This is a genomic window from Pseudomonas sp. efr-133-TYG-103a (assembly GCF_030209235.1).
Classification (GTDB): Bacteria; Pseudomonadota; Gammaproteobacteria; order Pseudomonadales; family Pseudomonadaceae; genus Aquipseudomonas.
Genome location: NZ_JARVSK010000016.1, coordinates 23396 through 48303 on the forward strand (window position 1 = coordinate 23396; position 24908 = coordinate 48303).

The 24908-nt window shown below is 62.7% G+C and carries 27 protein-coding genes; 18 read left to right on the forward strand and 9 right to left on the reverse strand.

Annotated elements, in window-relative coordinates; all coding sequences use genetic code 11:
• The first annotated feature begins 41 nt into the window (after positions 1-41).
• The gene (locus QRN36_RS13875) at positions 42-704 is read left to right on the forward strand and encodes a TetR/AcrR family transcriptional regulator (protein WP_373568748.1); all 663 of its coding nucleotides are present in this window, start codon (positions 42-44) and stop codon (positions 702-704) included.
• A gap of 12 nt (positions 705-716) precedes the next feature.
• Here QRN36_RS13875 and QRN36_RS13880 read toward each other — a convergent pair whose 3' ends face one another.
• Complete coding sequence (locus QRN36_RS13880) at positions 717-3425, reverse strand: glycoside hydrolase family 3 protein (protein WP_285424549.1); 2709 nt, start codon at positions 3423-3425, stop codon at positions 717-719.
• Entirely contained in the window at positions 3422-3676 is a 255-nt protein-coding gene (locus tag QRN36_RS13885; protein WP_285424550.1) for a hypothetical protein, read from the reverse strand. Before QRN36_RS13885 ends, QRN36_RS13880 begins: the two co-directional genes overlap by 4 nt.
• 522 nt (positions 3677-4198) lie before the next feature.
• On the opposite strand from QRN36_RS13885, the gene QRN36_RS13890 reads away from it, so the two are divergent.
• Genes QRN36_RS13890 through gspD form a run of 11 tightly spaced genes read left to right on the forward strand, consistent with a single transcriptional unit; the run spans position 4199 to position 14062 of the window.
• Positions 4199-5905: a GspE/PulE family protein gene (locus QRN36_RS13890; RefSeq protein ID WP_285424551.1), complete on the forward strand. Its 1707-nt coding sequence runs from the start codon at positions 4199-4201 to the stop codon at positions 5903-5905.
• A 1-nt stretch (position 5906) separates the two neighbouring features.
• Positions 5907-7100, forward strand: coding sequence for a type II secretion system inner membrane protein GspF (gene gspF / locus QRN36_RS13895; RefSeq protein ID WP_285424804.1), 1194 nt, complete (start codon positions 5907-5909; stop codon positions 7098-7100).
• 20 nt (positions 7101-7120) lie between these two features.
• Positions 7121-7531 carry a type II secretion system major pseudopilin GspG gene (gspG, locus tag QRN36_RS13900; RefSeq protein ID WP_285424805.1) on the forward strand — a complete coding sequence of 137 codons (411 nt, stop codon included), beginning with the start codon at positions 7121-7123 and terminating at the stop codon, positions 7529-7531.
• Between the two features lie 8 nt (positions 7532-7539).
• Positions 7540-7977, forward strand: a complete 438-nt coding sequence (locus QRN36_RS13905; RefSeq protein WP_285424552.1) for a GspH/FimT family pseudopilin — start codon at positions 7540-7542, stop codon at positions 7975-7977.
• Entirely contained in the window at positions 7974-8339 is a 366-nt protein-coding gene (locus QRN36_RS13910; RefSeq protein ID WP_285424553.1) for a prepilin-type N-terminal cleavage/methylation domain-containing protein, read from the forward strand. The genes QRN36_RS13905 and QRN36_RS13910 overlap by 4 nt, the downstream gene beginning before the upstream one ends.
• On the forward strand, positions 8336-8947 hold the full coding sequence (locus QRN36_RS13915; RefSeq protein WP_285424554.1) for a prepilin-type N-terminal cleavage/methylation domain-containing protein: 612 nt from the start codon (positions 8336-8338) through the stop codon (positions 8945-8947). Before QRN36_RS13910 ends, QRN36_RS13915 begins: the two co-directional genes overlap by 4 nt.
• The gene (locus tag QRN36_RS13920) at positions 8944-9663 is read left to right on the forward strand and encodes a general secretion pathway protein GspK (RefSeq protein WP_285424555.1); all 720 of its coding nucleotides are present in this window, start codon (positions 8944-8946) and stop codon (positions 9661-9663) included. Before QRN36_RS13915 ends, QRN36_RS13920 begins: the two co-directional genes overlap by 4 nt.
• An 8-nt stretch (positions 9664-9671) precedes the next feature.
• A complete protein-coding gene (locus QRN36_RS13925) occupies positions 9672-10697 on the forward strand; it encodes a type II secretion system protein GspL (protein ID WP_285424556.1) in 1026 nt (341 codons plus the stop codon).
• Complete coding sequence (gene gspM / locus QRN36_RS13930) at positions 10681-11289, forward strand: type II secretion system protein GspM (protein ID WP_285424557.1); 609 nt, start codon at positions 10681-10683, stop codon at positions 11287-11289. The genes QRN36_RS13925 and gspM overlap by 17 nt, the downstream gene beginning before the upstream one ends.
• Positions 11286-11804 carry a hypothetical protein gene (locus QRN36_RS13935; RefSeq protein ID WP_285424558.1) on the forward strand — a complete coding sequence of 173 codons (519 nt, stop codon included), beginning with the start codon at positions 11286-11288 and terminating at the stop codon, positions 11802-11804. The genes gspM and QRN36_RS13935 overlap by 4 nt, the downstream gene beginning before the upstream one ends.
• Positions 11801-14062 carry a type II secretion system secretin GspD gene (gene gspD, locus QRN36_RS13940; protein ID WP_373568749.1) on the forward strand — a complete coding sequence of 754 codons (2262 nt, stop codon included), beginning with the start codon at positions 11801-11803 and terminating at the stop codon, positions 14060-14062. The genes QRN36_RS13935 and gspD overlap by 4 nt, the downstream gene beginning before the upstream one ends.
• Before the next feature lie 60 nt (positions 14063-14122).
• On the opposite strand, the gene QRN36_RS13945 is transcribed toward gspD, so the two are convergent.
• Complete coding sequence (locus QRN36_RS13945) at positions 14123-14713, reverse strand: TetR/AcrR family transcriptional regulator (RefSeq protein WP_285424559.1); 591 nt, start codon at positions 14711-14713, stop codon at positions 14123-14125.
• A 177-nt stretch (positions 14714-14890) separates the two neighbouring features.
• On the opposite strand from QRN36_RS13945, the gene QRN36_RS13950 reads away from it, so the two are divergent.
• The 4 genes from QRN36_RS13950 to QRN36_RS13965 all read left to right on the forward strand — a co-directional run bounded on the left by QRN36_RS13950 (position 14891) and on the right by QRN36_RS13965 (position 17652).
• The gene (locus QRN36_RS13950; RefSeq protein WP_285424560.1) at positions 14891-15631 is read left to right on the forward strand and encodes an SDR family NAD(P)-dependent oxidoreductase; all 741 of its coding nucleotides are present in this window, start codon (positions 14891-14893) and stop codon (positions 15629-15631) included.
• Between the two features lie 137 nt (positions 15632-15768).
• The gene (locus QRN36_RS13955) at positions 15769-16263 is read left to right on the forward strand and encodes a nuclear transport factor 2 family protein (RefSeq protein WP_285424561.1); all 495 of its coding nucleotides are present in this window, start codon (positions 15769-15771) and stop codon (positions 16261-16263) included.
• 123 nt (positions 16264-16386) lie between these two features.
• Positions 16387-17115: an SDR family oxidoreductase gene (locus QRN36_RS13960; RefSeq protein ID WP_285424562.1), complete on the forward strand. Its 729-nt coding sequence runs from the start codon at positions 16387-16389 to the stop codon at positions 17113-17115.
• A gap of 126 nt (positions 17116-17241) precedes the next feature.
• Positions 17242-17652, forward strand: a complete 411-nt coding sequence (locus QRN36_RS13965; RefSeq protein WP_285424563.1) for an ester cyclase — start codon at positions 17242-17244, stop codon at positions 17650-17652.
• Here QRN36_RS13965 and QRN36_RS13970 read toward each other — a convergent pair.
• The 4 genes from QRN36_RS13970 to QRN36_RS13985 all read right to left on the reverse strand — a co-directional run bounded on the left by QRN36_RS13970 (position 17644) and on the right by QRN36_RS13985 (position 21378).
• Entirely contained in the window at positions 17644-18129 is a 486-nt protein-coding gene (locus tag QRN36_RS13970) for a MarR family winged helix-turn-helix transcriptional regulator (protein ID WP_285424564.1), read from the reverse strand. The two genes, QRN36_RS13965 and QRN36_RS13970, sit on opposite strands and share 9 nt — an antisense overlap.
• A 149-nt stretch (positions 18130-18278) precedes the next feature.
• Complete coding sequence (locus QRN36_RS13975; RefSeq protein ID WP_285424565.1) at positions 18279-19331, reverse strand: alpha/beta fold hydrolase; 1053 nt, start codon at positions 19329-19331, stop codon at positions 18279-18281.
• A gap of 117 nt (positions 19332-19448) precedes the next feature.
• Positions 19449-19880: a nuclear transport factor 2 family protein gene (locus tag QRN36_RS13980; RefSeq protein ID WP_285424567.1), complete on the reverse strand. Its 432-nt coding sequence runs from the start codon at positions 19878-19880 to the stop codon at positions 19449-19451.
• An 88-nt stretch (positions 19881-19968) separates the two neighbouring features.
• A complete protein-coding gene (locus QRN36_RS13985) occupies positions 19969-21378 on the reverse strand; it encodes an MFS transporter (protein WP_285424568.1) in 1410 nt (469 codons plus the stop codon).
• A gap of 431 nt (positions 21379-21809) precedes the next feature.
• On the opposite strand from QRN36_RS13985, the gene QRN36_RS13990 reads away from it, so the two are divergent.
• On the forward strand, positions 21810-22247 hold the full coding sequence (locus tag QRN36_RS13990; protein WP_285424569.1) for a MarR family winged helix-turn-helix transcriptional regulator: 438 nt from the start codon (positions 21810-21812) through the stop codon (positions 22245-22247).
• A 127-nt stretch (positions 22248-22374) separates the two neighbouring features.
• Here the strand turns inward: QRN36_RS13990 and QRN36_RS13995 are convergent, their stop codons facing one another.
• Positions 22375-23010: a TetR/AcrR family transcriptional regulator gene (locus QRN36_RS13995; RefSeq protein ID WP_285424570.1), complete on the reverse strand. Its 636-nt coding sequence runs from the start codon at positions 23008-23010 to the stop codon at positions 22375-22377.
• Between the two features lie 108 nt (positions 23011-23118).
• Between QRN36_RS13995 and QRN36_RS14000 the strand changes: the two genes are divergently transcribed.
• Positions 23119-24324 carry an MFS transporter gene (locus QRN36_RS14000; RefSeq protein WP_285424571.1) on the forward strand — a complete coding sequence of 402 codons (1206 nt, stop codon included), beginning with the start codon at positions 23119-23121 and terminating at the stop codon, positions 24322-24324.
• A 34-nt stretch (positions 24325-24358) separates the two neighbouring features.
• Here the strand turns inward: QRN36_RS14000 and QRN36_RS14005 are convergent, their stop codons facing one another.
• The gene (locus QRN36_RS14005; RefSeq protein ID WP_285424572.1) at positions 24359-24895 is read right to left on the reverse strand and encodes a DinB family protein; all 537 of its coding nucleotides are present in this window, start codon (positions 24893-24895) and stop codon (positions 24359-24361) included.
• Positions 24896-24908 lie beyond the last annotated feature (13 nt).

The window sequence follows — 24908 nt, forward strand, 5'->3', positions numbered from 1 at the left end:
CGGCAGGGCAGGTGGCAACACTTACAGGTCATGGAGTCGTTATGTCGGTAATGGATGAGCAGCACGAACCGGTCGAGCCGCCTGCGCCCCGGCGTCGCCGCGCGCCCAAGGGAGAAATGCGCCGAATGGCCCTGCTGGATGCGGCCACGCAAGTCTTTGCCAGAGACGGCTATCTCAATGCGTCGATGCGCGATGTCGCAGACCTCGCCGGCATCACCACGGTCGGCCTGCTGCATCACTTTCCCAACAAGACCGCGCTATTGCAGGCCTTGCTCGACCGGCGCGAGCAGCGCGTGGTGGAGCGCTTCAGCGAACTGGAAACCGAGCCGACGCTGGACGGATTTCTGCGCTTTCTGCGCATGAGCATGGGGTTCAGCGTGGAAGATGCCCAGGAGTGTCAGGCTGCGCTGATGATCAACGTCGAGAGCCTGTCCGAGAAGCATCCGGCGTTCAGTCGCCATCAGGAGAATTTCGACAAAGTCCATCAGCACGCCCAGGCGCATCTGGAGTCATTGAAGAACGGCGGGGAAATACGCGGGGATGTGGACGTTGCGGCCCTGGCCCAGGAACTGTTCTCGCTCATGGACGGTTTGCAGATCCAGTGGCTGCGCGGTCGGGCGTCCGTGGATGTGATGGGTGTCTTCGACAATTACCTGCGCCGTCTGGCGCAGGACATCAGGCCGGGGAAACAGGCTCATCCCTGAGCCTGCGAATCGTCAGTAAGCCTGCGCCGCCGAAACCTGCACGGCCTTGCGCAGCGGGGCGGGCAGCGGGTTGCTGTCGCGGGTGGTCAGTTGCTCAGGATAAAGCGTGGTCAGCGTCTGGCTCAGCGCCAGGTCACCGGAGTGGGTACCCACGCGAATCTTGAACTTGCCGGCATCGACGTTCCAGCTGTCGGTGCTGTCCACGTAATAGGCAAGCGAACGTGAATCGAGCGGGATGCTGACCGTCTTGCTCTCTCCCGGCTTGAGGTACACCTTGGTGAAACCCTTGAGCTCTTTCTCCGGACGATCGACCGTCGGCTTGACCGGCTGCACGTACAGCTGCGCCACTTCGTAGCCCGCCTTGTCGCCGGTGTTGGTCACGGTGAACTTGACGTTCACGGTCGCGCCCGGCGTAAGCACGTTGCTCGACAGCTTCAGGTCGCTATAGCTGTAAGTGGTGTACGACAGACCGAAGCCGAACGGGTACAGCGGCTTGGTGTGATTCTTGTCGTAGGCGCGGTAGCCCAGGTACAGGCCTTCCTTGTACGTCATCTCGGTCAGCGCGTTGTCGCCACGGTACTGGCTTGGATCCGGGTACGAGGCATAGCTGGCGTTGTCTTCGATCTGCTTGTCGATGGTGACCGGCAGCTTGCCCGACGGGTTGACCTTGCCATACAGAATCTCGGCCAGCGCCTGACCGCCTTGCTGGCCGGGGAACCAGGCTTGCAGGGTCGCGCCGACTTTTTTCGCCCACGGCTGCATGTTGGCAATCCCGCCGCCGTGCATGACCACGATGGTGTTGGGGTTGACCTTGGCCACGGCGCTGATCAGGTCCGCCTGTTGGTCGGGCAGATCGAAGCCATGGTCAGAGCCTTCGCCTTCGTTCTCCGACGTGCTGCCGGTGGCGATCACTACAGCGTCATAGTTGGCAAGGTCCGCCGGTGGCTTGAGCGCCGCCCAGCTCATCTGCACGCCTGTCAGGCCGCCCAGCGCAGGGATGAAGTTGCCCTGAATGCGTTGGTATTCCAGTTTCACGGAATAGGCTTTGCCGGCTTTGAGCGATGACGTCTTGCCCGAGGTCACCAGCGCGTTCACGACGTCGGAGGAGTACGGCACGCCGTCGCTTTGCAGCACCAGTTCATCGTTCACCCACAGTTTGTACGGGCCATCGGCGCGCACTTTGAACACCTGCGGACCGGACACGGTGGGTTTGATGGTCGAGGTAAAGCGCGCCGAGAACGCGCCCGCCGTCGGGTTGAAACCGGACACAGTGGTGGTGCCTGCATCGGTGACGTTGGTGCTGGTGGTCCAGTTCAGGTTGATGCCCGGCTCGACGCGGGTCAGCGCCGGATCACCGGAAAAGCCGGTGTTGGCGAAGTACTCGGCTTTCACGCCGGCGTTGTTGATGTCGTTGCGGCCAGTGGACGGCTGATACCACACCGAGCTCTTCGGATCGAGGCTCAGCGCAGGCAGGTAGGTGACATTGGCGCTGCTCGATGCCAGTTGCTGCAGGCCGCTGAGTTCGGTCACGTAGCTGTCGGGCGGCGAGTTGGCGGTGCCGAACGGGGACGCCGGGGCTTCATGGGCCCAGTCACCGATTACGGCGATTTTCGCCGAACGCGCCAGTGGCAGCAGGGGCTTGCCGGCGGAAGTGTTTTCGTTGCGCAGCAGCACCATCGCTTCGCGCGCGGTATTCAGTGCCGCCTGGGCGCCGTATTCGGTGTGCTCCAGGGTCTGGGCGGTGTTGAGGTGTTCCTGCAGATCGTAGCTGACGATGCCGCGCAGGTTGCGCTTGACCTTGTCATCGATGACGTTTTGCGTCAGCTGGCCACTCCACAGGTAAGGCATCAGGTTGGCTTCGGTGAATTGCAGCCCCGACGGCATGTCGATGTCAGTCCCGGCCCATGCACCCTTGAACGCGTCATGAATGGCGTTGAAGTCGCTGATGACCATCCCCTGATAGCCCCATTCGCCCTTGAGCACGTCGGTGATCAGGTGATGGTTTTCGCAGGCGTAGTCGCCGTTGATCTTGTTGAAACCGCACATGATCGAGGCGACGTTGGCGTTCTTCACCATCGACTCGAACCCAGGCAGGTACATCTCGCGCAGGGTGCGTTCGTCGACCTTGACATTGACGGCCTGGCGATTGGCTTCCTGCTCGTTGGCCACGTAATGCTTGCCGCTGGCCTGGATGCCTTGTGCCTGAATGCCGTTGACCACGGCAGGTGCGAGCACCGCGCCGAGGAACGGGTCTTCACCGCTCATGTACTCGGCGGCGCGACCGCCAAACGGCGTGCGGTAAAGGTTGACGCCCGGCGAGAGCATCTGCTGGCCGCCGGAGATGCGGGTTTCGTAGGCGATGGCCAGGCCGAATTCCTTGGCGCGGTTGATGCTCCAGGTCGCCGCCAGTGCCGACTGCGAAGGGTATTGAGCGCCAAAGGTGGCGTTGTTGACGTGCACGCCCATCGAGGAGTCGTAGGCGACCGTGCCTTTGATGCCCCACTTGAGCAACGGCGGGATCATGTGGCCGTCGTTCACGCGGGTGAAATTGATCTTCTCCGAGGTGCTCATGTTGTCGAGGATCGAGCTGACGCGCGCCTCGACTTCGTTGCCGGTGGCAGGCGTCACGGCCGCCAGCGCAAGGTTGGCCTGGGCGACACCGAAGGCCAGCAGGCTCAGGTTCAGGGTGTGGCGAAAGACGGCGAGGGCAGGGGATTTCATGGTTGCTGCTCCTGCGCCGGGGCGTCATCGGTGGCAACCGGGGTATCGATGACAGCAGCGGTGCCTGCGTCGGTGCGCTTGCTCAGTTGAGCAACGCCGCTGATCTGATCGCGTTTCGCTTCGATCTGTTCACGCTGGTGTTGCAGGGAAGCAGCGTCCGTCGCGGCGGAAGTTGAATCCGCGGCCAACACAGAGAAACTCTGGGCGCACAAAAACAGTGTGCCCATGACAGGCAACAGGAGTCGATTCATCTTTATATCTTCTCGATAAAGGGCGGAATAGCTAGCCGATCGCTCGTCGATAAAACAAGCGTGCATGGGCGACCGGATACTAAGTCCGGATGATGCCTTTAAAAGTTCACTGCCGGCAAAGTTATTTTTGTGAAAGCCGATCAATGTGGAATAACCGACCGTTGGTGCCGTTAAAAGCGTTGGGTGCTCTTCGCGTTTCCAAGAGAAATATCTGAATTATTGGTTGATGATTGCTGTAATTGACAAGCTTTTGGGTTTTTATTGCTTAACAAAAATGTTTAACGGTTTTAAATTGCTAATTAGTAAACCTAATTGCAGTTAGGTTTTGTGACCTGATAAGCTATGTCGGCGTTAAGAAGGATTACTTAAAGCGTCTCTTTTAATTAGCTATTTATCCGACGTTAGTTGCTGCCGCTTTGAATAAAAGTGTCCGGCACGGTTGTCGTCGACTTTATTTTTCTTGAACGTGCTCGCGCTGTTTGATCAGAGCGTTCATTAGTGGCTTATTGCCCCGAATACCCAATGTCGAAACAGTGCGTGCATATCCCGTTGCAGGCCAGTGTCTGTGACTGGCTGGCGGAACATACTGGCATCAAAGTGGCTGATATCAGCCGCGCGAGAAAGTTGTGCCTGGCCGAAAGCGGCACCGACGACGATATCCTGAGCACCTTGATTCGCCTGGGGGCGGTGCGGGACGAAGAGGTTGCACAGGCATATGCGACGCTGATGGCGGTGCCGCGCCTGTCGCTGGAGCAACCGATCGAGCCGTTGCCTGAGCGGGCCTGCAGCGAGCGGTTTCTGCGTCATTACGGCGTGGTGATGTTCGAGTCTGACTCCTCACAGGTCTGCGTCGCCGCCGCTGCCCCGGTCTCGGGCTATGCGCTGGACGCGCTGCGCTACCGGGCCGGGCAGCCGCTGTCGCTGATGATCGCCACGACGGCTGAGGTCAACGCTCTGATCGAGCGCTTCCATGGCGAGGGGCGGACGGCGATGGATGCCCTGATCGAGTCGCTGGACGTCGACGGCGAGGCACTGGAGGACATCGAGCATTTGAAGGACCTGGCGTCGGAAGCGCCGGTCATCCGTCTGGTCAATCTGATTCTGCACAAAGCGGTGCAAGCGCGGGCTTCAGACGTTCACGTCGAGCCTTTCGAAGACCGCCTGCAAGTGCGCTATCGCATCGACGGCGTCCTGGTGCAGGGTGAAGCGCCGCCGTCCAGCCATGCGGCGGCGGTGATCTCGCGGCTCAAGATCATGGCCCGGCTGGACATCGCCGAGCGTCGTCTGCCTCAGGACGGCCGCATCATGCTGCGCATGCAGGGCAAGGAGCTGGACTTGCGGGTGTCCACCGTGCCCACCCGTTTCGGTGAGTCGGTGGTCATGCGCCTGCTCGACCGCGAAACCGTCGGTTTTGATTTTCCGACGCTGGGCATCGAGGGGCCACGGCTGGACACGTTGCTCGATCTGCTGGAGCGTCCCCACGGCATTGTGCTGGTAACGGGGCCGACCGGCTCGGGCAAGACCACCACGCTGTACACCGCACTGTCTCGGCTCAACACCGCCGAACGCAAGATCATTACCGTCGAAGACCCGGTGGAATATCAGTTGCCGGGGATCAACCAGATTCAGGTGAAGCCGGCCATCGGCCTGGATTTTCCCGGCGCGCTGCGCTCCATCGTGCGTCAGGATCCCGACGTGATCATGATCGGCGAAATGCGCGATCTGGAGACCTGCCGCATCGCCATTCAGTCGTCGCTGACCGGCCATCTGGTGCTGTCGACCCTGCACACCAACAGCGCCGCGGCGAGCATCACGCGCTTGCTCGACATGGGTGTGGAGCATTACCTGATCGCCTCGACCTTGCAGGGCATCCTCGCCCAGCGACTGGTGCGCCGACTGGATCCGCAGACCCGCGTTGCTTTCGAAGCACCGCCGGAACTGATCGCCCGCCACCGGCTGGACCAGTACACCGATCAGCGCCCGATCCTGCTGTATCGCCCGGACGCCAACAGCGTCGGCGGCGGTTATCACGGGCGCAGCGCGATCACCGAGTTGCTGGTGATGAATGACGAGCTGCGTGGCCTGCTCATGCGTCAGGCCGATGCCGCGACGCTGGAACAGGCGGCGCGACGTAACGGTCTGGTCACGCTGTTCGAAGAGGGCCTGCGGCAGGCGCTGGCCGGCACCACGTCGCTGGAAGAAGTGCTGCGCGTGGCCCGCGATGAGTGATCTGCGCAGCTTTCGTTACCGAGCATTGGACGCCGATGGTGCTGCCCACAGCGGCACACTTGAGGCCGCCACTGAGCAGAGCGCCGTCAGCCAGTTGCAGGCCCGTGGATGGCTGGTGCTGAACATCGAAGCCGGCAGCCAGCGCCAGGTGCGGGTCACTCACGCGCTGAACGGCGCTGCGCTGGTCGCCTTTACCCAGCAGCTGGCGACGCTGCTGAGCGCGGGCCAGCCGCTGGAGCGCTCGTTGGACATCCTCATTCGCCAGACTCAGGCCCCGCAGACGCGGGCGCTGTTCGAGCGCATTCGCGAGCAGGTCAAGGCCGGCAAACCCTTTTCACAGGCGCTCGAAGAAGAGGGCGGGCAGTTCTCCACGCTCTACGTGAGCATGGTGCGCGCCGGTGAAGCGGGCGGGGCGCTGGAGAATACGCTCAGTCAGCTCAGCGACTATCTGGAACGCAGTCAGATGCTGCGTGGCGAGGTCATCAACGCCCTGATTTATCCGGCTTTTCTCATCGTCGGCGTACTGGGTTCGCTGGCTTTGCTGCTGGCGTATGTGGTGCCGCAGTTCGTGCCGATCTTCCGCGATCTGGGCGTGCCGATTCCGCTGATCACCCAGGCGATTCTCGCGCTGGGCGAATTCCTCAGCGCGTGGGGGCTGGCGCTGTTGGCCGCAATCATCGCCGTGATCTGGAGCAGCGCCGTTGCCCTGCGCAGCCCGGCCCGACGTCAGCGCCACGACCGTCGCCTGCTGGGCCTGAAGATCATCGGCCCCCTGCTGCAACGCGTCGAAGCCGCCCGTCTGGCGCGCACTCTCGGCACCTTGCTCGGTAACGGCGTGGCGTTGCTGCAAGCATTGCAGGTGGTGCGTCAGGTGTGCAGCAACCGTGCGCTGGTCGCCCAGGTCGAGCAGGCCACCGAATGGGTCAAGGGCGGCGGCACCCTCGCCAGCGCCTTTGGCCAGCAGCCGCTGCTGCCGGAGCTGGCGATTCAGATGATCGAGGTCGGCGAACAGTCCGGCGAGCTCGACCGCATGCTGCTCAAGGTGGCGCAGGTATTCGACGTAGAAGCCAGACGCGGCATCGACCGTATGCTGGCTGCGCTGGTCCCGACCCTCACCGTGGTCATGGCCGTAATGGTCGCCGTGATCATGCTCGCCATCATGCTGCCGCTGATGAGCCTCACCAGTAACATTTGAAGGAAGTCACCATGAAAACCATGAAATCGACCCGTCGTCAGGGTGGTTTTACCTTGCTGGAAATGCTCGCGGTGATCGTGCTGCTTGGCATCGTGGCGACCATCGTTGTGCGTCAGGTGGGCGGCAACGTCGACAAGGGGAAGTACGGCGCGGGCAAGGCGCAACTTGCCAGCCTGAACATGAAAATCGAGAGCTACGGCCTGGATGTCGGCTCGCCGCCCGCCAATCTGCAGGCGCTGCTGACCAAACCGGCGAATGCGACCGGCTGGGCCGGCCCGTACGCCAAGGCCTCGGACCTCAAAGACCCGTTCGGCCATCCGTTCGGCTATCGCTTTCCGGGCGAGCACGGCAGTTTCGACCTGATCTTTTTCGGCCAGGACGGGCAGCCGGGCGGCGACGGCTACAAGGCCGACCTGGGCAACTGGGAATAACCGCGCCCATGCAAAACCCGACGCGTGCCCGTGGCTTCACCTTGCTTGAGATGCTGGTGGTGATCGTGCTCATCGGCGTGGCCGCGGGGCTGGCGGGATACGGCCTGCAACGCGGGCTGCACAGCGCCGACGAGCGCCAGGCGCTGGGGCAAGTGGTCAATGCCCTGCGTGCGGCTCGCGTGCAGGCGATCGTCACCGGGCAACCCGCCCGCGCGCGTTTCGACTTGCGCCTGCGGACCGTACAGGCCCCAGGCAAACCCGTCAGACACTGGCCGCAAGACTGGACGGTGCAGGTACAGACCGCTGAAGGCCTGGGCGCCGCCTTCGAGTTTTACACGGACGGCGGGGCCAGCGGCGGCCACGTGTCGATTGCCCGGGACCAGCGCCGGTGGCGGGTGGACATCAACTGGCTGACGGGCGCTGTGACCCTGCGCGACGTGCCATGACCTCAACTCAGCGCGGTTTCACATTGCTGGAAATGCTCGCGGCGCTGGCGGTCCTGGCGCTCTGCGCAAGCGTGCTGCTCGCGGCGTTCGGTCAGAGCGCGCGCGCCTTACAGCAAAGTGCCCGCAGCGATCGGTTGAGTCAGGCGGCGCGTTCGTTGATGGATGAACTGGACAGCTCACCGCTTGTGCCAGGCCGTCGTCAGGGCCGTTGGGATGAGGTGCAGTGGACGCTGGAGGTCAGCCCGGAGCCGTCGCTGGCCGGCGCCGCGCGACTGTTGCGGGTCGATGTGCTGTTGAAGTCCGACGGCCGCGAAACCCGCTTCAGCACCCAGCGTGTTCAGGCTGCGAGTGCGCTGCCATGAGACGCAAGGGCATGAGTCAGAAGGGCTTCACGCTGCTGGAAATCCTGGTGGTGCTGAGCCTGCTCGGCCTGCTGATGGGATTGATCGGCACCGCGCTGGTCGGCGCCAATCGCGCATCCGCCAAGGCCGGACGTTTCGCAACCCGACTGGATGAGGTACGCGCCGCGCAGGCTTTCCTGCGGCGTTCCATTGGCCAGGCATTGCCGCTCACCGAAGGCGACGCTGCGGCGAAACCGGAGCGGTTCATCGGCCATCGGCAGTCGATGAGTTTCTACGCGCCGCTTCCGGACTCGGTGGGCGGCGGCATTTATCGGCAGCGGCTGAGCCTGGAACGCCAACGTCTGCGCGTGGATCTGGCACGCCTGGACGGGGCTGCGCTGCATCGGTTGGGTGAGCCGCAGCTGTTGTTGTCCGGGGTCGAGGCGCTGGCGTTCAGTTACCGAGGGCTTGCACCGCTGGGCAAGGACAGCGGCTGGCTGAGCGAGTGGCCGTGGCCCGAGCGCTTGCCGCGGACGGTGCGCATTGAAGCGCGGTTAGCCGGCGGCGCGTCGTGGGTCACTGAGCAAGTGAGATTACGGCTGGACCTGGCAAGCGAGCCATCGCCATGACCGTTCAGCGCGGCGTTGCATTGCTGATGGTGTTGTGGGTACTGGCGGTGCTCAGCACGCTGCTGGGCGCGCTGGCCGCCACGGTGCAATTGCAGAACCGGCAGGCGCAATGGCAGGTGGCGCACACGCGCGCGATGTTCGCGGCCGAGGCCGGTTTGAGCCAGGCCGTCATGGCCTTGCAGGCCCGTGATCCCAAGGCGCGCTGGCCGGCCGATGGCGTCCCCCATGGGCTGCGTTTCGATGAGGCTCAGCTGTCAGTCAGCGTGTACAGCGAACGCGGCAAGCTGGACCTCAACGCAGCCTCGACCCAAGACGTCGGCCGCCTGCTGACGTTCTGCGGCGCCGATCCACAGGCCCTCGCGTCGTCGCTGGAAGCCCTGACGCGCCAGCGGCTGGATCCCGTGCCGCTGCGCACCCTCGAGGAGTTTCGCCAGATGCCGGGCATGAGTTACGCATTATTTCGCTGCATGGCGCCCTGGATCACGGTCTGTTCCGGGCAGGCGCAACCGGATCCGGGTTTCGCCCCCGTGCCGCTGGCCAAGGCATTGGGCCTGCCCGTGGTGCGTTCGCCGGGTGCCGATCCCGGCCAGATGTTCACCGTCGTCAGTCAAGCGCTTCTGCCAAACGGCGATCGCGCGACCTTGCAGGCGACCCTGATGTTGACCTCGGTAAAGGAGGGCGCCAGGCCGTTTCGCGTCCTGCGCTGGCAAGAATGAAAGCAGTGTTGAATACCCCGCTGAAGCGGCTGGCCGAGTGGGCGAGCCGCCTGGAACATCATTGGCACGTCAGCCGCTTTCGTGGCTGGCTGTGTGCGTGGCTTGACGAGCTGCACGACTTGCTGCCGGCGTCCGTGCGCAGTCGTCTGGCCTCGGGCGCAGCGATTCAACGCATCGGCTGGCCCTTGCCTTCAGTGGGGGCGACGGGGCGTGCGGTGCTGGTGCTGCCCTTCGCCGACGTCATGGCGCAGCGCATCAGCCTGCCTGCGGCGGCAACGGTCGATCTGCAGCGCGTCATGGCCTTCGAAATCGATCGCTACACGCCGTTTAGCGCCGAGCAGGTGCATTTCAGCGCTCGGGTCATTCAGCGCACGGTGGACCGGGCTTCGGTGCTGCTGGTGGCGGTCGATCGCGAGCGGCTCATGTCGCTGATCGAGGCGTGCCAGCGGACGGGCCTGGAATTGCACGCCATCGATGCCGAAGACGCGCGCGGCGAAGCGCTGGGCGTCGACCTTCTCCCGACGCCGATGCGGCCTGCGCCCTCACGCAGGGCGCGAACCCATCGCGTGTTGTTGCTGAGCGGCGTGCTGCTGATCGTCGGCCTGATGCTGACTGCGCTCGACCGCCGCCAGACGCTGGTCGAACGCATGAGCCAGGAAGTCGCCGGGCAACGTCAGCAGATGGCCGGGCTCGAGGCGTCGCGTCGCGAGCTTACTGACACTCTGGGCGCGTCCGGTTATCTGGCCCGCTTGAAGACGGCGCGGCCGAGCCTGACGGTGCTGCTGACCGAGCTCAGCCAGTGCCTGGGCGACGACACCTGGCTGGAACAACTGGAAGTTCGCGACAGTGGGGACATCAGCCTGAGCGGGCAGAGCCCTCAGGCCAGCGCGCTGATCAATCGGGCGCGCGACTGCCACAGCGTGCAGGAGGCGCACTTTCAAGGGGTGATCCAGCCGGATACTCAATCGGGCAAGGATCGATTTTCCCTCGCTGCCCGGCTTCGACAGGAGGCCGCCGATGCGCCGACCCCTTGATCGTAACGCACGCCGGATCGCCGCCCTGAGCGTGCTCGCGCTGTTGTTGTGGGCCGGATGGTCGGTGCTGATCGACAGCTGGTTCGCGACGCCCATGGCCGACCTCGATCAGCAACTGCAGGTGTTGCAGACCCAGCATCAACGGTACGCGGCGGCGCTCGCCCAGGCGCCCGCGGTGCATGCCGAGCTTGAGCGCGCACGTCAGGACCCGGCCAGTCGCCGCAGCCTATTGCCCGGCGATGACCCGAGTGCAGTCGCCGCCGACCTGATGCAGATCGCCGTAGACCGGATCAAGCGCGTGGCCGCGTTGGGGCCGGGATGCGACGTCACCCAGCGCGTGCCGATCATTCCCGAGCAGGACAGCACTCAGGCCTATCGACAGGTCAAGGTCAGCCTGACGCTGGAGTGCGGCACCGAACCGCTGATGCAACTGCTGCACAGCTTCGAATATGGCCAGCCGTCGCTGTTCGTCGAAGCCCTGAATGTCAGTCGTGCCATCAATGCGCAACCCGCGGGCGCGGCGGGCCGACTGAAGGTCCAGCTGCTGTTGCGCGGCTATCTGACGGCAGCGTCCGGGAGGCCGACGGCATGAGCCTCGATCGCAACACATGGGCGCTGCTCGTGCTGAACGGCCTGTTGGCCGGCGCGCTGGCCTGGTTGTGGCTCGGCGGCGAACCTGACCTGCAGTGGGCGCAGCCCGATGCGCCGCCGCCTGCACCGATCAGGTCCGCCAGCGTCCCGCCGTTGACCGATCTGTCGCCCGGCGCGCGCGAGGTCGCATGGCAACACCCGCTGTTCAGTCCCGATCGACAAGCGGACGTCAGCAAAGCCGGCCCGGACGCCGAGCAGTTGAGCGGGGTTCGCCTCACCGGCGTGGTGGTCGACGGCCAGACGCGCTGGGCACTGCTGCGCCTGGCCGGTCAACACAATCTGAAACTCAAGCAGGGTGAAGCGCTGGACAGTGGCTGGGTGTTGCACCAGGTCGACGCCGGCAGTGCCACCTTCCAGCGCCAGGGACAGGCGTACACCTTGAATCTGCCAGTGCCGCGCCTTCCTGCGCCCGGCGCGGCCTCCCTGATGACCCTTCCACACGTAACGGCACCATGACTGATATGTTTCGCTGCACTCCGATGACCGCGCGCTTGCGCCCCCCGACCCTGGGACTGACCGCTGCGTTGCTGCTTGCAGGTTGCGCCGTGCCTTCGCGCGACCCTGGCAACGACCCTGATCTGCTGCTCGAAGCCCTGAACGGCACAGGCTCGCAGCGCAGCGAATTGCCTGTGGCAGCGCCTGCCCAGGTCACGTCGGACCCGCCTGGACCGGACACAACCACCAGCGCGCGGCGCCAGATCATCGTCGGCAATCAGCGGTTCATTCATCCGCAGAACTCGGGGCCATCAGCAGCAAGCGAGACGCCAGGCGAGATCGTTTTCAACTTCACCGATCAGCCCATCGAAGCGGTGATCAACACCGTGATGGGTGACCTGATGCACGCCAACTACAGCATCGCCCAGGGCGTGAAGGGCAACGTCAGCTTCTCCACCTCCCGGCCGGTCAACCCGCAGCAGGCGTTGTCGATTCTGGAAACCCTGCTGTCGTGGACCAACAACGCGATGATTCGCCAGGGCGACCGCTATGTGATCCTGCCCGCAGCGCAAGCGGTCGCGGGCAAGCTGGTGCCGCAAATGCCGGTCGCCGAGCCCGCGCCGGGCATGTCGGCGCGGCTGTACCCGCTGCGCTTCATCGCCGCGACAGAGATGCAGAAATTGCTCAAGCCATTCGTGCGGGAAAATGCGTTCCTGCTAGTCGATCCGGGCCGCAACGTCCTGAGCCTGGCGGGCACGCCGGAGGAACTGGCCAACTATCAAGACACCATCGACACCTTTGATGTGGACTGGCTCAAGGGCATGTCCATCGGCGTTTATGGCCTGCAACACGCGTCTGTGTCCGAGCTGATGCCGCAGTTGCTGAAGCTGTTCGGTCCTGACAGCGGCACGCCGCTGGCCGGGATGATCAAGTTCATGCCTAACGAGCGGACCAAATCGGTGGTGGCGATCTCGGGCCAGCCTGCGTACCTGCAGGAGGTGGGCAACTGGATCAAGACCATTGACGATGGCGGCGGCAACGAGCCGCAGATGTACGTGTACGACGTGCGCAACATGAAGGCGTCGGACCTGGCCAGGTACCTGCGGCAGATCTACGGCAACGGTGCGATCAAGGACGACGCCGCTGCCAAAGTCGCGCCGGGCCTGCGCACCACATCGCTGTCCTCGCTCAACGGCACCCGCGGCGGCGCGGGCAGCAATCAGGTGCTCGGCGGCCTGAGCACCACCACCCGTGACAATGCGACCCGGCAGGATCCGGCCGATGCCGAGGCCGAGCCGACTGACGACGCTGATAATGAGCAGAGCGGTGACGACGCCGCCGACGCCAGCAGCGCTGGAAGCGGCCAGAAAACCCTGGAAGAGAGCGTGCGTATCACGGCGCAGAAGAGCACCAATCAGTTGCTGGTGCGCACCCGTCCGGCGCAGTGGAAGGAGATCGAGTCGGCCATCAAGCGCCTCGATAATCTGCCGCTGCAGGTGCAGATCGAGACACGCATCCTCGAAGTCCGATTGAGCGGCGAACTGGACCTCGGCGTGCAATGGTACCTGGGTAAACTGGCGGGCAATTCATCCAGCACGACAGTGGCGAACACCGCCGGCAGTCAGGGTGCACTGGGCAGTGGTGGGGCCGGCCTGGGCGCCACCGATTCGCTGTTTTACTCCTTCGTCAGCAACAACCTGCAAGTGGCGCTGCATGCCCTGGAAACCAATGGCCGCACACAAGTGCTGTCGGCTCCGTCGCTGGTGGTGATGAATAACCAGCAGGCGCAGATTCAGGTGGGCGACAACATCCCCATCAGCCAGACCACGGTCAACACCAGCAACTCCGACACCACGCTGAGCAGCGTCGAGTACGTGCAGACCGGCGTCATCCTCGACGTCACTCCACGCATCAATCCGGGTGGTCTGGTGTACATGGACATTCAGCAGCAGGTCAGCAATGCCGACACCAGCGGCGTGACCACGGCGCAGCCCAATCCGAGCATCTCCACGCGTTCGGTCTCCACTCAGGTTGCGGTACAGAGCGGCCAGACGGTGCTGCTGGGCGGGCTGATCAAGCAGGACAACGCCGAATCGACCTCCAGCGTTCCGGGCCTGGGCAATATTCCCGGTCTGCGCTGGCTGTTCGGCAGCACCAGCAAATCGAAAGATCGCACCGAGCTGATCGTCCTGATCACCCCACGCGTGGTGGCCGGCGCCCAACAGGCACGTCAGGTCACTGACGATTATCGCCAGCAAATGCAGCTGATAAGGCCTTGAGCCGAGCGTCTGGAAGGGGAGCCTCGTTCGCGCGCGTGCCGGGCAAGCGAGCGGCTGACGCTAGCTGGGCGGGCTGCCCAGCTCGTGGGCGATGAATCTTCCGGCAGTCTGCGCCACCTCGATCAGACGCTTGCGCGGCATGCCGGTGCAGGCGGCTGCCGATAACCCGCGAAGGGTGATGGTCAGGTAGTCGCTGAGGCATTGGGCTTTGTCGGGCAGCGCCTGATCCAGGTACTCGCGGATCACCTTGATCCCTTCGTTGGCCAGGGCCTGGGCCATTTCGCGGGCTACCTCATCATCTGCGCGCAGGCCTTCGGTGATCATGCAGCCGCGCAGAACGCTGTCCTTTGCGTACTGTTTCGCCGCCGCGACCAACAAGCCTGCCAAGGCGTCAGGCACCGTTCTGTCCGGGGCGAGCAGTTTGTCCAGGGGCAGCGCGTTCTGGCTGGCATAGCGCAACATCGCTTTCTCGAACAACTGCGCCTTGCTGCCATAAGCGGCGTAGAAACTGGGCGGCTTGATGTCCATGGCCTCGATCAGATCCGACAGACTGACCGCGTCAAAACCGTGCTCATGGAACATCGCCTGAGCGATGGCGACCCCGGCTTCCCTATCGAAAGCAGGGCGGCGTTGGCGGATTTTGTCAGTCATGGTGGCCTCATCGGTAATGCCGGCAGTGTAACGAGCGCTATATCCAAGGGCAATCAGCGTGCCGATGCATGACGATCTATGTAGCGACCATTAAATAAGTTGCGTCCTTTTGCCGATCTATGTAGTGTCCGCTATATAAATCGAATTCGTCAGCGATACTCAAAGGGGCACACTGCAATGCAATTTCAGGACAAAGTCGTACTCGTCACCGGTGGTTCTTCCGGCCTGGGCCTGGCCATCGCGCAGGAGCTGGCAGGGCAGGGTGCCGTGCTGGTGATTACCGGACGCCGGCAAGAGCAGCTCGATGCAGCCCTTGCCAGTCTTGGGGATCGGGCGACGGCGATCCCCGCGGATGTCGCGAATGCGGCGGATCTCGCTGAGTTGTTCAAGCAGATCGAGTCGCGCCATGGCCGCATCGATGTGCTGGTCGCCAACGCGGGCATGGGCGAGCTGGCCCCTCTGGGCAGCATCACCGAGGCGCATTTCGACCGCGTCTTCAACACCAATGTGCGAGGCGTCACCTTCACCGTTCAGGGCGCGCTTGCGCTCATGGGCAAAGGCGCGAGCATCGTGATCATCGGTTCCACCGCGTCGATCAATCCCGGTCCCGGCCTGAGCGTGTATGGCGCGACCAAAGCGGCGCTCAGGGCGCTGGTCCGCAGCTGGATCGTCGACATCAAGGGCTCGGGCGTGCGTATCAACCTGCTCAGTCCAGGTCCTGTCGACACCGAATCGTTGCGCAACATGCTCGCTGAACACGCCGACAGCGTGATCGAGTCGCTGAGCGAGAAGAGCACGATCGGCCGCATCGGTCAGGCACGCGAAATCGGCTCGGCAGTGGCCTTTCTGGCGAGCGATTCCGCCAGCTACATCAACGGTGTGGAGCTGTTCGCCGACGGCGGGGCTTCGCAGATCTAGCGTTTGATCAGGTCCCGCTGCGTCGACCGCACGGCCTGAACCCATCTCATCGATCACCCCTTTTTCGGCGCGTTATGCGATCGCCCGGCGTCCTGCTGCGTGCCGAATTCATGAAACGACAGACCTGGAGTCTCTGCATGACCGATACCATCCACAGTCCCGACCTCCTCAAACGCCTGGCGGCCGAAAGCGCGATCCATCGTCTTCAGGCCCGCTACATCCACCACCTGGACAACGGCGATTTCACTGGCGTCGCCAAGGTGCTAGAGCATGCCGTGCTCCACGTGCTGGGGAACGAGGCTTCCACCGTGGAGGGGCTGCTCGCGTTTTTCCAGGCCGGTCTTCAGGTTCACGGCGACGGGACGCCCGCCACCTGGCATTCGATCACCAACGTGCTGATCGACGTCGAGCCGTCCGGCGAACGCGCGAGTTCGGCGAGCTATTACACCGTGCATCAGCAGGTTGACGGTTTTCCCTTGCAGCCCATCTGCGCGGGCAAATACCTCGACCAGTTCGAGCTGCATGAAGGGGAATGGCGGTTCACCCGCCGTGAAGTGACGCTGCGCTTTGCCGGCGACCTGCAGCACCACGTCAAGGGTGCGCAAAGCGAGGCAGTGGCGCAGCACCCCTGAGCCGACGGGATTGAGCCCGGCCCGCACGATGGGCCGGCATCAATGCTCCACGTCGCATTCGCCCGGCCGCCACGAGCGTTCGCCGGGTACGAGTGCCCTGAATCAGCATCGAGGAATCACAGCGTGAATCAACAACGACAGGCGCTCGTCACCGGCGCCAACAAGGGCATCGGTCTGGCCATCGCCAAGGGGCTCGCCGAAGCCGGCTTTTTTGTATGGATCGGCGCGCGGGATCGGGCTCGGGGCGAGCAGGCCGTCGCACAGTTGCGCGACGCAGGGCTGAATGCTGCGCTGCTTGAACTGGATGTCGCGAACGCGTCGAGCGTGCATCGCGCCGCAGCGACGCTGGCCGCAGACATCTGCGCTCTGGACATCCTCATCAACAACGCCGGCATCGTGATCGACATGAGCAAAGCGCCCAGCGAGGTGCGCATGGAAGACATGAAAGCGGTTTACGAGGTCAATCTGTTCGGCGCCGTTCGGGTCACCCAGGCCTTTCTGCCGCTGTTGAAGGCGGCCGATCAAGCCCGGATCGTGATGATGAGCAGCGGTGTGGGTTCCCTGGCCCTGATCACCGACCCCACTTCGATTTACTCCAGCGTGAATCTCCTCGATTACACCTCGTCGAAGGTTGCGCTCAATGCCGTCACAGTCTCCTTTGCCAAAGAGCTGGAACCGTTGGGTATCAAGGTCAATGCGGTCGAGCCTGGGCATGTGCGCACCGACCTGAATGCCAACTCGGGTTTCCTGACGCCAGAGCAGGGCGCCGAGACCGCGATCAGGATGGCATTGATCGGCGCTGACGGTCCGACCGGCGGATTTTTCGGGGCTCACGGGCGCCAGCCCTGGTAATCACGGCCTGCGTTGAGACAGCGGATGCCTGACTTTCGTCGGTCGGGCTGAACATGGGAAATTCTGGATATGTACAGTCTAACTGTATATATTCTTCGCCAGACAGTGTTAAGGCGGGAGAAGCCCATGTCAGCAGTGAATAAAGCGGTCGTTCGTGCGTTCAATCGTCAGGTCATCGAGCAGTGCGATCGTGAGGCTTTCGAAGCGTTGGTCGCGGAAGATTTCGTGAATCACTCGGCTGCCGCTGGCCAGCCCAATGGCCGGGAAGGGCTCTGGCACACTTTCGCCAACGTGCTTCATCCCGGCCTGTCTGAATTGCAGGTCGAGGTGCTCGACCAGGTCGCCGAGCAGGACAAGGTCACGACGCGCAAGCGCATCACCGGGCGGCACAGTGGAGGGCTTCTCGGTGTGCCGGCGACCGGTCGAACCGTGTCCATCGATGTCATCGACATCGTGCGGATAGAGGAGGGGCGATACGTCGAGCACTGGGGGATCAACTCGCTGCCCGGCGTACTGGCGGGACTGCGCTCAGCGTGATTCGTCGCTTTGATTCGCCGTGATCAATTGCTCGAGAATCCTGACAGCCTCGTCGAGTGTGTGCAGCTGCGCGGCGCTGGCCTTTTCCTTGAGCTGACGAGCGAGCCAGTCGCTGCGCTGGTGGCGACTGCGTTGCAGCGTATCTCGCCCCTGATCGGTCAACTGTATCAGCTGCTTTCGGGCGTCCAGCGGATCCGGCGCACGGGAAACCTGGTGCTGGAGTTCAAGCTGCGCCACCACCAGGCGCATGCTCTGATGTTTGACGTGACGCTGCGCGGCCATCGCGCTGATGCTGCTTGGACCAAGACGGTCGAGCAGTCCCAGCGTCTCTGCTTGCGCCGATGAGGGCGTGTTGGCTGCGCTGCGCACCTCGCGAACCAGGTTGCCAATGACGCGTCTGAGTGCTTCGGCGACATGATCGGCATCTGGCGCAGCGACGTGAGGGTCGCATGAGGGTGGCGCAGTCGAAGAGGGCAAAGCGGTATCTCGTGGGTGACGGGTGCGCACGAGCATACCTCAGTGCGCGTGCTCTGCAGTACGCCCGCGATGAGCGCTGTCAGGACAATGGCGCCATGGCTTGCCCGTCAGCGGGCAGTCCATCGGCGGCTCGCTGGCAGCGCCGAACGCTATTTTGCGTGCGGCAGTGACTCGATGAATGCTTTGAGCGGTTCAGCATAAAACTTCGCGTACCCGGTCGTACTGTGGCCGCGGGTTTCCGGGCTTTCCGGAATCAGCAACAGGCGCGCGTGCGGCAGTTGCTTCAGCGCAAGGTCCAGGGTTCTGGTCTGTGGCGGATTGCGCTCGTCATCGGCACTGTTGATCAACAGCAAGGGCGCCTTGATCCTGTTCAGGTACGGGGCGGGGTTGTAATCGGCGGACGATTGCCACTGGTAGATGAAGTCGTTGGCGTCGCCGGGAGGCGGCTGTCTGAGCCTTTCTTCGGCCTGTTTCTCGGCGAGGGCGTGGGTGGGAGCCACGGCATACCAGCCCAGATCGCCGCCGCTGGTGCCGACACTGAACAGGGCGTTGGCCAGACGCAGGGAAGGTGGCTGCGTGGTGTAGTTGCCGTTGTCCCAGGCGGGGTCCTGCTTGATCGACTCGACCAGCAGCTTGCGCATGATCCAGTTGCGCGACGCCATTTCCGAAGGCTGTGAGGCCATCGGCACGAGGCCGTCCATCATGGTGGGATACTCCGTGCCCCACAGCCAGGTCTGCATGCCGCCCATGGAGCTTCCGATGACCAGGCGCAGGTGCTTGATGCCCAGGCCTTCGGTGATCAGCCGGTATTGGGCGTTGACCAGATCGGTGTAGTTGTAGGCGGGGAACTTCATGCGCAAACCATCCGAGGGTTTGCTCGATTGCCCGATGCCAATGCCGTCAGGCGAGATGATGTAGTACCGCGTGGCGTCCAGCGGCTGTCCCGGGCCGAACAGCTCACCGGCAAAGTCTTGCTTCAACACGTCGCTGCCGGGTCGATTGGTCCCGTGCAGGTACAACACCGCCGGATTCTTCGGGTCGCCAACGGTGACGTAGTGCATTTTAAGGTTGGGGAGCGTTTCCCCGGTGTGGAAGGTGAAACTCTGCGCGACCCAATCGCCCTGATTGCCCGGAAAATCGGCGGCACTTGCCAGCGAACAGGCGAGAGCGAGGGGAAGAAGCGCGAACGGATGCAATGACATTGGCCCGACCTTTATTGTTGTGTGCCGGTAGTTTAGTCGGCGGCCGGCAGTCGTGGAGGCGGTAGCCTGTGCGTGTCGACAGGGCGATCACGGATCGCCCTGTCGACAGCAAGCGGGTCAGAAGCGGAATGCCTGACGGCCGATCAGCAGCCAGTGGCCTTTCTGTTTCTGCCAGATCTGGAAGTTTTCGATCTCGGTCGGCACTTCCACGCCGCTGTTCACGGCCTGAGCGGAGAAGTGGTTACGCACCAGTGCGACGTCGCCGTTCAGCTTGATCGTCTGGTTGAGCATCTGCAGGGTTTTGAAGCCGCTGCGACCGGTTTCGATATCGGCGATGAATTCCTGCTTGTTCTGAATCTTGCCGCTCGAGTGCCCGTAGGTCACGTTGTCCGAAGTCAGCGCGTTCAGCGCCTTGATGTCTTTGTGCAGCATGGCTTGAGTCATGTTGTCGACGGCCTTGGCCACATCCTGCTCGTCGGCTGCGGGGGCTGCCATGGCAGAACCCGAGAGCAGACATAGAAACGCCACCACCAATTTGAACTGAGTCATCGATACTTCCTTTTTATTGTAAGCGGACGCGTGACGCGTCCGGTCTGTGTCCACGGCGAGTCCGTGAAACGGGGTCAAGCTCGACCGATCAAAGATCAGTGATCTCTTTATGGCGCGGCACCAGGGCCTTCATCACACACCACGCCACCAGGTAAGCCAGGGCGCAAATGGCGAACATGATCATGTAGCCGGTGTGAATGTCGTTGATCGACTTGTAGTAGTCGAACACCCAGCCGCCGATCTTGGTCATGACCACACCGCCGAGTCCGCCGGCCATGCCGCCGATGCCGACCACAGAGGCCACGGTCTTCTGCGGGAACATGTCGGACACGGTGGTGAAGATGTTGCAGGACCACGCCTGGTGCGCGGACGCGCCGATGCCGATCAGCAGCACCGGCACCCAGAAACTGATGTAGCCCAGGGGTTGCGCCAGCAGCACCAGCAGCGGGAACAGGGCGATCACCAGCATCGCTTTCATCCGACCGTCATAAGGTTTGTCGCCGCGGGCCATGAAGTAGCTCGGGAACCAGCCGCCGCCGATGCTGCCTACCATGGTCATGCTGTACAGCACGAACAGCGGGATCACGATGGCCTGGCCTTTCATGCCGTACTGCGCCGACAGATACGTCGGCAACCAGAACAGGAAAAACCACCACACGCCGTCAGTCATGAACTTGCCGAAGGCGAACGCCCAGGTCTGGCGGTAGGTCAGCAGCTTGAACCACGACACTTTTCTGGCCGGCGTACCTGGCGCAGCCTTGACCTGCTCGCTCTCGTCACTGCGGATGTAGGCCAGTTCTTCGGCAGTCAGTCGCTTTTGCTGATCAGGCTTCTCGTACAGCGCCATCCACACGCCCAGCCAGACAAAACCCAGCAGGCCGATGACGATGAACGCCGATTCCCAGCCCCACATCGCAGCGATCAACGGCACACAGATGGGTGCTGCGATTGCGCCGACGTTGGCGCCGGAGTTGAAGATGCCGGTGGCGAAAGAGCGCTCTTTCTTCGGGAAGTATTCGGCGGTGGCCTTGATCGCGATCGGGAAGTTACCCGCCTCACCGATTGCAAGGATCGCCCGGGACAGCATGAAGCCGGCGATGGACACCGGAATCGCCGCGAAACCCAGCGCCGTGGTAATCGCACCGATGCCCTGGCCCAGCGGCACTGCGAAAGCGTGCATCACCGCGCCCGTGGACCATACGCCGATGGCGACGATGTAGGCGGTCTTGGTGCCGATCTTGTCGACGACGCGACCGGCGAAAACCATCGCGATCGCGTAGACGAACTGGAACACCGAGGCGATGTTGGCGTAGTCGGTGTTGCTCCAGCCAAATTGCGTGGACAGGTCAGGGGCCAGCAGGCTGAGCACCTGCCGATCCAGGTAATTGACCGTGGTTGCGAAAAACAGCAACGCGCAAATCGTCCAGCGGTATTTGCCGACCGTGCGGGTGGCCGCCTGGGTGATGCTTTGCGGATGTGTGGACTCGTTCAGGTTCATGGCATCACTTTTATTCTTGGAGGGGTGATGCTCTCTCGGCCGGTCTGGCGAGAGCGCACGCGTACGTCTCCGAGGCGCAGGGCCTGGAGTCAGACGTCTAACAAGTACTGAATCGTGCAGAGAGGGAGCGTTGGGGCGGGCCGGACGTACCGTGGCTGAATAGAATCAGCGACGTGCCGAGAGGCCGGGTATTGGAGAATGTGAGTGAGCAAGTCGAATTCATGATGGTGACCGACATTTTTATTTTTAGAGGTGACCCGACGTTAAATCGTCTGTCGTCGTACAACGCTATAGTTATAGCGAGCGTTTGATCTGCCTGTCAATCTCTAAAAAGGGCGCTCAGACGCCTGCAACGTCCAGGCGCACGCCCGACGTTTCGGACCCTGCAACACGTCGCGCAAAGATCAGTTGACTAATGTGCATATGCACATATGATGGTCGACATGAAAGAAATCACTGGCCCGGATCTCTGCCACTGCCTCGCCGCTCGGCGCAATGCGAGATACCTCACACGACTCTATGACCGACACCTGGCTGCGGCGGATTTGTCGGTGTCGCAATTTTCGCTGCTGGCGATGCTGGCGGAACACCCGGAAATTTCGGTATCGGATCTCACCGAATTGATGGTGATGGAACGCACGACCCTGGTGAGGGCCCTCAAACCCCTGCAGCTGGCAGGATTCGTTCATAGCCGCGCCGAGGGGCCACGCGCTGCGTTACGTCTGTCTCTCTCTTCGGACGGGCAGTCGAAGCTGCGCGAAGCCGAGCATTATTGGCAATCGGCTCAGACAGAGCTTGAGCAACAGGTCGGGACGGATCGCGCGGCGTCCGTGAGAGCCTCGCTGCTGGCGGTGGTACCGGGCATTTGATGTGCCGGAGCCGGGATACGATTACCGGAACCCGTGACCTGGCCTCCGGAGCCAGGCATCCAGTTCCACGCGCAGAATCCGCTGCGTCGTCCTGATGTGACCGGTAATCAAATCAATCTGGCTGCCTTCAAATCTCGCTTTGCTGACCCTCTTGAGTCCGCAGGCTGTCCCACAGGCCCATCATCTGCGTGACGGCGGCGTCCAGCGCGGCGTGTGGAATGCCGTCGCGGGCCAGTGTCGACAGGCCCAGCAGAAAGCTGTCGAACGCGGTGGCGAGCGTCTGGGGCGTCACGGTCGCAGGCAACTCGCCTATGGCGATGGCGCGCTCGACGCACTTCACGATACCCGCGCGGTTCTTGTTCCTCGCCTGGGCGAGCGGCTCGGAGATCGCTTTGCTCTCGTCAGAGCACGCGCTCATCAGGCCCAGTGACACCAGACAGCCGCTGGGATGATCCGGCTCACACTGCATGGTCGCTGAGCGGCGCAGGGTGAGTTCGATCGCGTCGCGTGGCGGCAGGGTCTCATCGAACAGGCTGTCGGTGACCCGGCCGTGAGTGGTCAAGTATCGCGCCATCACCTCACTGAACAGGGCCTGCTTGGAGCCGAAAGCGGCGTAAAAGCTGGGCGCGGTGATGCCTCCGCCCATGTGCGACTTGAGCAGGCTGAGTGAGGTCGCATCGTATCCATGCTCCCAGAACAGGTGCATGGCCTGAGTGATTGCCAGGTCGCGGTCAAAGGTGCGGGGACGTCCCATCTGCGCCATGTCGGGTCTCCTTCAGTAGTACTTAAATACTAATCGATACATAAGTCGTTGACCAGACGAACGACGATCCCTATATTTATACCGATCAGTATATTAGTGGGTGATCGAATGACACACGATGAGAAACAGAGCGCCAAGCTTCCCTTGGGCGCGTTGCTGGCACTGGCGATGACGGGGTTCATCTGCATTTTGACCGAGACATTGCCTGCCGGTTTATTGCCGGAGATCGGGCGCGGGCTGGAAGTCTCCGCCTCGCTGACCGGGCAGTTGGTCACCGTGTATGCGCTCGGCTCTTTGCTGGCGGCCATTCCGCTGACCATCGCCACCCAACGCTGGCGTCGCAGAACGGTGCTGCTGCTGACGATTGTCGGCTTTCTGATCTTCAATTCCGTCACGGCGCTGTCTTCCAGCTATTGGCTGACACTGGTCGCACGATTTTTCGCCGGTGTCTCTTCGGGACTGGCCTGGAGCCTGATTGCCGGTTACGCGCGGCGCATGGTGACGGTGCAACTGCAGGGCCGCGCGCTGGCCGTGGCCATGGTGGGAACACCCATTGCCCTGTCGCTGGGTGTGCCGATGGGCACCTGGCTGGGCGGATTGATCGGCTGGCGCATGGCGTTCGGCCTGATGTCCGGACTGACCCTCTTGCTGATCGTCTGGGTGCTGGTCAAAGTGCCCGATTACCCTGGCCAGTCCTCATCTCAGCGCATGGCGTTGCGACAGGTTTTCCTCACGCCCGGCGTGCGCTCGGTGCTGGGTGTCGTCTTCACCTGGATGCTGGCTCACAACATTCTCTATACCTACATCGCTCCCTTCATTTCCGGGGCAGGGCTGGCGGATGACGTGGATCGGGTATTGCTGGCATTCGGTGTCGCGGCGCTGGCGGGTATCTGGATTACCGGGCGGCTGGTTGACCGTCATCTGCGATCGACCGTGCTGGCCAGTCTCGCCGCGTTCGCAGCGGTCGCAGTGTTTCTGGGGCTGTTCTCAAGCGATGCCCTGGCCGTCTACGTGGGCGTCTTCATCTGGGGCCTGACCTTTGGCGGCGCCGCCACCCTGTTGCAGACCGCCCTTGCCGACTCAGCCGGCAAGGGCGCTGATGTGGCGCTTTCCATGAACGTGGTGGTCTGGAACAGCGCGATCGCAAGCGGCGGGTTGCTGGGTGGCGTGTTGCTCGGTCAGTGGGGAATCAGCTCGGTTCCCTGGGTCTTGCTGATCTTGTTGCTGCTCAGTCTGACCATCGCAACGCGAGCGCGCGTCCATGGCTTTGCCGCGGGGGAAAGGCAGTCCGGCGAAATGGTCGTCGGTCATTGACCTGAAGCGACGCCCGCCATGCAGGCGGGCGGCACTAGCGTGAAGCCACGGGAGGAACGGTTAGCCGTTCCTCATCCATCGCCCGTCTCGGCAGGTCTGCATCCAGATAGAACTCGTCCAGCTGCGGAGGCGCGACCTGGGTACCAGAGAGCATGGCGTGGACTTGTCCGCGGTGATGAATCTGGTGCTGAAACAGGTGCAGCAACAGCCGATCGACCCGCTCCAGCACGATCCCCTCGGGTCGGACCACTTCTGCGCTGCGGGCCAATGATTGCTCATCCAGCCGCTCGCAATACGCCACCAAGCGCGAATCGGTGGCGAACTGAAGTTGCGCGGTCTGAGGGAGCGTCAGCCCAGCAGGAAGATCCCTGCGCTGACCCTCCAGATCAAATTCCAGCGCAGCCAGATAGAACAGGTCCACCTCCACGATATGCAGCAAGGTTTTTTCGATTGAGGGAAAGAAACTGGTGCGCCTGCCCACATATTCCTCGTGGCTCAACCGCAGACACGCCGACAACAGCCGCCGGTTCGACCACTGATTGTTTTGCGCCTGGGCGAGGAAGGTGTTCATGGCTAAACGCCTG